The sequence below is a fragment of the Dyella tabacisoli genome (genome assembly GCF_003350925.1).
Taxonomy (GTDB): domain Bacteria; phylum Pseudomonadota; class Gammaproteobacteria; order Xanthomonadales; family Rhodanobacteraceae; genus Dyella_C; species Dyella_C tabacisoli.
This window is the reverse complement of sequence record NZ_KZ857195.1, coordinates 1-7030: the sequence shown is the minus strand read 5'-3', so window position 1 is coordinate 7030 and position 7030 is coordinate 1. Positions and strand designations below refer to the sequence as shown.

1 protein-coding gene is annotated in these 7030 nt (G+C 62.9%); it reads right to left on the bottom strand.

The annotated features are described in order from the left end of the window. Positions 1-7030 (bottom strand): SDR family NAD(P)-dependent oxidoreductase (locus tag DVJ77_RS20885; protein ID WP_114847476.1); only part of this gene is annotated, 7030 nt, incomplete at both ends.

Below are 7030 nucleotides of genomic sequence, written 5' to 3'. Positions count from 1 at the left end.
GAGCAGCACCGCGCCCACGCCCTCACCCGGCACATAGCCTTCGCCGCCTTCGCCGAAACTCTCGCAACGGCCCTTGCCGGAAATGAACTTGCCCTGCGCCAGCATCAAGTACTTGTTGGGATGCACCGACACATTCACGCCACCGGCGACGGCCACCGCGCAGCCGCCGCGTTGCAGACTCTGGCAAGCCAGATGGATCGCCGTCAGCGATGACGAGCACATCGTGTCCAGCGCCATGCTGGGACCATTGAAACTGCAGAAGTACGAAATGCGGTTCGCAATCGATGCCGGATGGCCGGGCACGACGATTTGCCGTCCCCGCGCTTGCTCTTGCGCGCCGTACAGTTGGTACTCCTCGTACATCACGCCGACGAACACGCCGACACTGCTGTCCTCGGCCACGTTGTCCCGTGTGTAGCCCGCGTCTTCGAGCGTGGCATGCACGCATTCCAGGAACAGCCGTTCCTGCGGATCCATCAGCTCCGCTTCGCGCGGCGAGATATTGAAGAACAGCGGATCGAACAGATCGACGCCATCGATAAAGCCGCCCCATTTTCCATAGGTCTTGCCGGGCTTGGTACGGTCTTCGTCGTAATACAGCGTGTGGTCCCAGCGCTCGGATGGGATCTCGGTGATGCTGTCCTTGCCCTGGCTCAGATTGGCCCAGAACTGTTCGAGGTTGCCCGCCTGCGGATAGCGTCCGGCCACGCCGATGATGGCGATCTCGCCGACTTCGCCGCCGGCATCCTTGGTGATTCGGTTGCGCGACTCATAGCGCGAGCGGCGACTGATCGGCGCGGCAGGCTTATCGACCTTGCTCGCCGAAGGCACGGACACAACGGCCGCGACGGCACGGTTTTCACCGAGCAGCGCGACCATCGCGGCATGGTGGTGCTGCATGAAATATCCGCTCAACGCGGCAATGGTTTGATACTCAAAGAACAGAGTCTTTGGCAACGGGCCGAATTGCTTTTCCAGTGCGCGGGTCAGATCCAGTACCAGCAATGAATCGATGCCATAGGTCTCCATCTGCGCCCGTGGATCGATTCTGTGAGTCGGCAGCTTCAGCGTCGTGGACAAAAAGCGCACGAAATAGCGCGCGGCCCTTTCGTGGATATCGTCTGTCGCATCGTTGACGCTGGGCATGGCAACCGCTTTCTCCAGCTCCGCTGACATCGGCTGCGCTACGGAATCACTCACTTGATGGCCCTCCACATGGCTTGTCGCGTCGTCCGATTTCATATCGCGGGCACGACCACCCGTTGTCGGCGTGGTCAACATCCGCAGTCCAAGCTGTTTGAAGCGCAGGCACGGCACGCCGTTGTCGTCGCACACATCGATATCGACTGTGTACACGGCATCGCTGCTTGCGCGATCGACGCTGTGCCGAACCACCGCCCACATGCTGTCCGTGCAGGGCGCCAGCACCTCCAGGGATCCCAAGGCGAACGGCAGCATCAGGGTCAAATCGTCCGCGCCGGCGCTTATCTGCAAACCGATCGATGCCTGCAGCGCGGCGTCGAGCAGGCTTGGATGCAGCACGTAGCGATCCTTCGACGCTTGCACCGAGGCCGGCAGGGTTATCCGTGCCAGCGCCTGTTGCGCGCCGACGAACAGCTCGCTCAAGCCCTGGAAGCCGTCTCCATAGTTCAAACCCAACTGGCCGAATACCGCATAGCATTGCGCGGCACTCAGGTGTGTTTGCGTACATTGCTGACGCAGGGCCGCCAGATCATGCATCGCCGGGGCGGCATCTTCGATGGCCTCGGTCACCACGCCACGGCCATAGACGATTTCGCCATCGGCAGCGTCGGCGTGAATTTCGTAGCCGATATCGCCGCTGTCTTGCGGATACAGCGACACATGCAACTGCAGGCCTTCACTGCCGACGACCGCCGGACGCGCCCATACGACGTCTTTCAAATGCAACGGGCCGGCGCCGTCCAGCGCTTCGCTCGCCGCAAAGCGTGCCATTTCCAACTGGGCCACACCGGGCAATACCCGGTTATCCAGCACCCTATGGTCGGCAAGGAAAAACTCATCCCCGCCAAAGCGGCTGCTGAAGCGCGGCCCTGACACGTTCGACGAATTGCGCTGCAGCAGCGGATGCAACATGGCAGCCGCCCCGGATGCCAGTGGCAGGCCAGCCTCAGCGGCCGATACCCAATAGCGCTCCTTGGCAAAGGCATAAGTCGGCAAGCTGATACGGCGCGGCTTGTGGTTGCCGTACAGGCCGCTCCAATCAAGACCGTAGCCTTTTACCCATAGATCGAGCAGCTTGCCGAACTTGCCTTTTTCGACCCAGCTCCGAACGGTATGGGCCATGTCTTCATCGGCCGAGAACGCAGCCAGGTCTTTGTTGCGCCGGACCTGTCCGCGATAGATGTCCATACCGCCATCGCCGGCAAGGAACTGCGCCAGTTTCTCGCGCAGCTCGGCAAGCGAGCCGACCACCAGACCCAGCCGTTCTTCCATCGCCTCACGCCCGATCTGCAACGTATAGGCCAAGTCGGCCAACGTGATCTCCGACGCCGCTTGCGGCGAAGCGATGCATTCCAGCAGCGATTGCACTTGCTCGCGCAGCCGTTCTTCATTGCGCGCCGACAGCACCACCACGGCCGGGCCGGTCGCACCGGGGGTAGTCTCCGTCGACGGGATGTATTCCTCCAGCACCACATGCGCATTCACGCCGCCAAAACCGAACGAGCTTACCCCCGCGCGGCGCGGCAACACCTGGCCGCGCGCATCGCGTACAGCCATCCATTCGCGCGCCTCCTGCACGACGTAGAAGGGACTGCCATCCAAGTCGATATAGGGATTGAGGCTGTCGCTGTGCAGGCTCTTCACCAGAGTCTGGTGCTTCATCTGCAGCAAAACCTTGATGACGCCGGCCACGCCGGCCGCCAGTTCCAGATGGCCGATATTGGTCTTGACCGAACCCAGTCCGCAGTGCGCCGAGGTCACTTCGCTGTCGCCCGTCGCTGCGTACAACTCTTTGAACGCCGCCTTCAAGCCGTTGATCTCTACCGGGTCGCCCAGCGGGGTACCGGTGCCGTGCGCCTCGATATAGGTCACGCTGCGCGGATCGATGCCCGCCTGCTGATGGGCGCGCCTGACCACCGCCGCCTGCGCCTTCGGGTTGGGCGCCGTCAGCGAATTGGCGCGGCCGCCATGGTTCTCCGCGGTGCCGCGCACCAGGCCATAGATATGGTCACCGTCGCGCTCGGCATCCGATAACTTTTTCAACACCAGCATCGCGGCGCCTTCGCCGCGCACGTAGCCGTTGGCCTCGCTGGAGAAGGTCTTGCAGCGGCCGTCCTCGCTCAGCATGCCGGCCTTGTTGAAGCTGATATGCAATTCCGGGTTGACGATGGTGTTCACGCCACCGGCAATCGCCATGCTGCAATCACCTCGCTCGATCGCGAGTATCGCCCGCCGCAGCGCCACCAACGAACTAGAACAAGCCGTTTCCACCGGCTCGCTGGGGCCGTGGAAATTGAGGAAGTAACTCATCCGGTTGGGCCCCACCGAGGCGACCGCCCCGGTCGAGGAATACCCTTCGATCGCCATCCTGGCGCGACTAATCAAGGTGCCGTAGCCGCTGGCCATGGTGCCGACATAGATGGCCGTATCGCTACCCGACAATGCGGGGCCGGCGTAACCGGCATCTTCCAGCGCCTTCCAGACATGGATCATCATCAGGCGCTGTTGCGGGTCCATCAGCTCGGCTTCCTTCGGCGAGATGCCGAAGAACATCGGATCGAATTCATCGACCCCGTCGATAAAGCCGCCCCAGGTGATATTGGCCTTGCTCTCCTCCCGCGCCCGGTCGCTATACCAGGGCCGCCAATCCAGGCGCTCGGGTGGTATCTCCGTGATGCAGTCTTTGCCGGCGAGCAGGTTGCGCCAGAACGCATCGATGTCGCGCGCCTGCGGAAACTGCCCGCTCATACCGATAATGGCGACCGGTTCGTTGATCGCCTGGCTTCGGCTCGGCGCCGCTGCGGCCGTACTGAAACGACTGCGCCCGCGCGAACGGACACGCGCAAACGCCGGCGTCGGCATCGCCATGGCGACGGCCGTTACAGGCGCTGCCGCCGTACCGCTCGCCGCCGCAAACCGCGGCGCCAGCGCGGCGTGATGTTCGCGCGTCAGATAATCAGCCAGGCCATCCAGCGTCGGGTATTCAAAGAAAATCGTCGGCGTCAGTTCGAGCCGATATTGCTGGTTCAAGGCGTTGCCGAATTCGGTCAGCGAGATCGAATCGAAGCCGTATTCGCTCAAGGCCGTTTCGCCGTCGATGTCCTCCGGCTTGACCTTAATCAGCGACGACACCAACCCCACCAGTGTTCGCTTTACCTGCTCTAGTAGGGATTGGTCTTGTAGAGGTTGGCCCTGTAAGACTTGTTGCGGCAACGACTCGATATCCCGGCTCGCCGGCAACACCGCAGCCGTTTGCTGGGGTTTGCCCAGCACCACTTGCCGGATGCGCGCCGCGTCGCCGGCTACCACCAGCATTTGGCTCTGCCCGCTCGCCAGCGCTTGCCGCAAAGCCAGCACACCGCCGTGAGTGCTCAGCGCATGCATGCCCAGTTGCTGAACCAGCATCGTGCGCGTAGCCGTATCCACCTGCATGCCGCCTTCGTCCCATAGCGGCCAGTTCACCGATAGCGTGCGTCCGTGGCGCTGCCCTTGCGCTACCAGCTCGGCACGATGGTGAGCGAAGGCATCCATGAAGGCATTCGCTGTCGCATAGTCGGCCTGCCCCACATTCCCTATCGCCCCGGCGATAGACGAGAAGCAGATAAAGCAGTCGAGCGCCATGTCGCGGCTCGCCTGATCGAGATTCAGCGTGCCGGCTACTTTGGCGCTGAATACCTCGTGCAATTGCTGCCGGGTCTTCTTGATGATGAAGCTGTCGCGCACCACGCCCGCGCTGTGGATGATGCCGTCCAGGCTTTCAAACTCTTCTGGAATGCTGTGCACTAGCTGGGTCAAGGCGACCGCATCGGCAACGTCGACCGCGTGGTATCGCACCACTGCGCCGAGAGTTTCCAGTTGACGGATGCTGGCCTGGATGCCTTCGTTAAGCGGTGAGCGTCCCGTCAGGATCAACACCGCGTTTCTGGCCTGGCTTGCAATCTCGCGCGCAAAAATCAGGCCCAGTCCGCCGGCACCGCCGGTAATCAGGTACACGCCGTGCGCCTTCCACGGCGATGCGGCATCCGGTATCGACTGCCGTTCGGCCCAACCGCCGATCTGGCGTTCGCCGTTGACGTAACGTACTTGTTGCGCGTCACCACTGCGGTTTTCCAACAGCGCCTGCACTACGTCCTGACCAGGCTCGACGCTAATCACCTGGCCGACGATGCGCGGATGTTCCAACTGCGCCGTGCGCAGCATCCCGCCCAGCCCCGCCATAAGCTGGCCGTCGCCATGGCTCGGCACGACCACCTGGATCAACTGTTTACCGCCCCGACCCAACGCCTGAATCTGTTCCAGCAGCATGCCGGCGGCGGCTTCAAAGCGTTGGGCAGTATCGTCGCCGTTGGCCGGTGTCAGGCAGATAGCGCCGGGTAAGTGTTGCTCCAGATCGACGGCGTCCACGCCACACAACAACACGACGTGCTGCGCAAACGCCTCGCCAGCCGCCGGCGCTGTCGGCTGCGCCGTCCACGCCGGGTGCGACAGCAGCGTCTGAATCGCTTTGCCTTGCGTGGCGCTCGCTGTCAACGCTCTCAGGCTGAACTGCTTGAAGCGCACGCATACAGCACCCTGCTCATCGCAAAGATCGACGTCGAGCCGCTGTACCGCGTCGCCCGGCTTGCTGCCGGCGCTGTACTGCACGACGGCCCACATGGCCGTCGTGCACGGCGCCAGTATCTCCAACGCGCCCAACGCAAAGGGCAGCATCAGCGTCACCTTGCCCGCGACCGCACTCATTTGCAGACCCAGCGTCGCTTGCAGCGCCGCGTCCAGCAGACTCGGATGCAGCACGTAGCCATCGGCCTGCACCGAGGCGGGCAGCGTGATCCGCGCCAGCACTTGCTGCGCACCGACAAACAGTTCGCTCAAGCCCTGGAATGCTGGGCCGTAGTGCAAGCCCATCTGTTCAAACGCGGCGTAGCACTGCGTTGCATGGATATGGGCTGCGCTGCATTGCTGGCGCAGGGCGGCAAGATCATGGGCCACCGCTGCGCTCGGCTGCGCGCTCGCAACAGCCATCACCGAGCCCTGGCTATACGTCACGGCTTCGCCGTCTTCGCCTTCGCTATAGATCTCGAAGCTGATGTCGCCGGCTTCTTCGGGATACAGCGCGATATGCAGGTCGACCCCACTCGCGCCGACCGTGACGGGCCGTATCCAGGTGACGTCGTTCAACTGCAGCGGGCTGCTCTCCCCGACCGCTTCGCTGGCGGCGCGACGGGCCATTTCCAGTTGCGCCACGCCCGGCAGTACGCGGGCGCCCTGCACCACGTGATCGGTCAGAAAGAATTCGTCGCCGCTCAAGTGACTGCTGAAACGCAGCCCGGCTACATCTGAGGTATTGCGATGTAGCAGCGGATGCAGGGCCGCGCCGGTGCCGGACGAGGTGGCCGCTTGCGCCGGACCCGTCTGGATCCAGTAGCGCTCGCGGGCAAACGGATACGTCGGCAGGCTGATGCGGCGCGGCCGGCTTGCGCCGTACAGCCGTTGCCAATCGAAGGCCAGGCCCTTCACCCACAGGTCGAGCAGCTTGCCGAACTTGCCCTTGCTGATCCACGCCTCGACGATGGTGGCCATGTCGTCGTCGCCGGCCAAGGCAGCCAACGTATCTTTATTGCGTTTGACCTGGCCGCGATACAGGTCGTCGATAGATGTATCGCCCGCGATATAGGCGCTCAGTTTCTCGCGCAGTTCACCCAACGAAGTCACTACCAGCGCGAGCCGCTCTTCCATCGCCTCGCGCCCGACTTGCAGCGTGTAGGCCAGATCGGCCAGCACGATATCGGTGTCCGACGCGATGGCGGACAGCAACTGTTGTACGTGT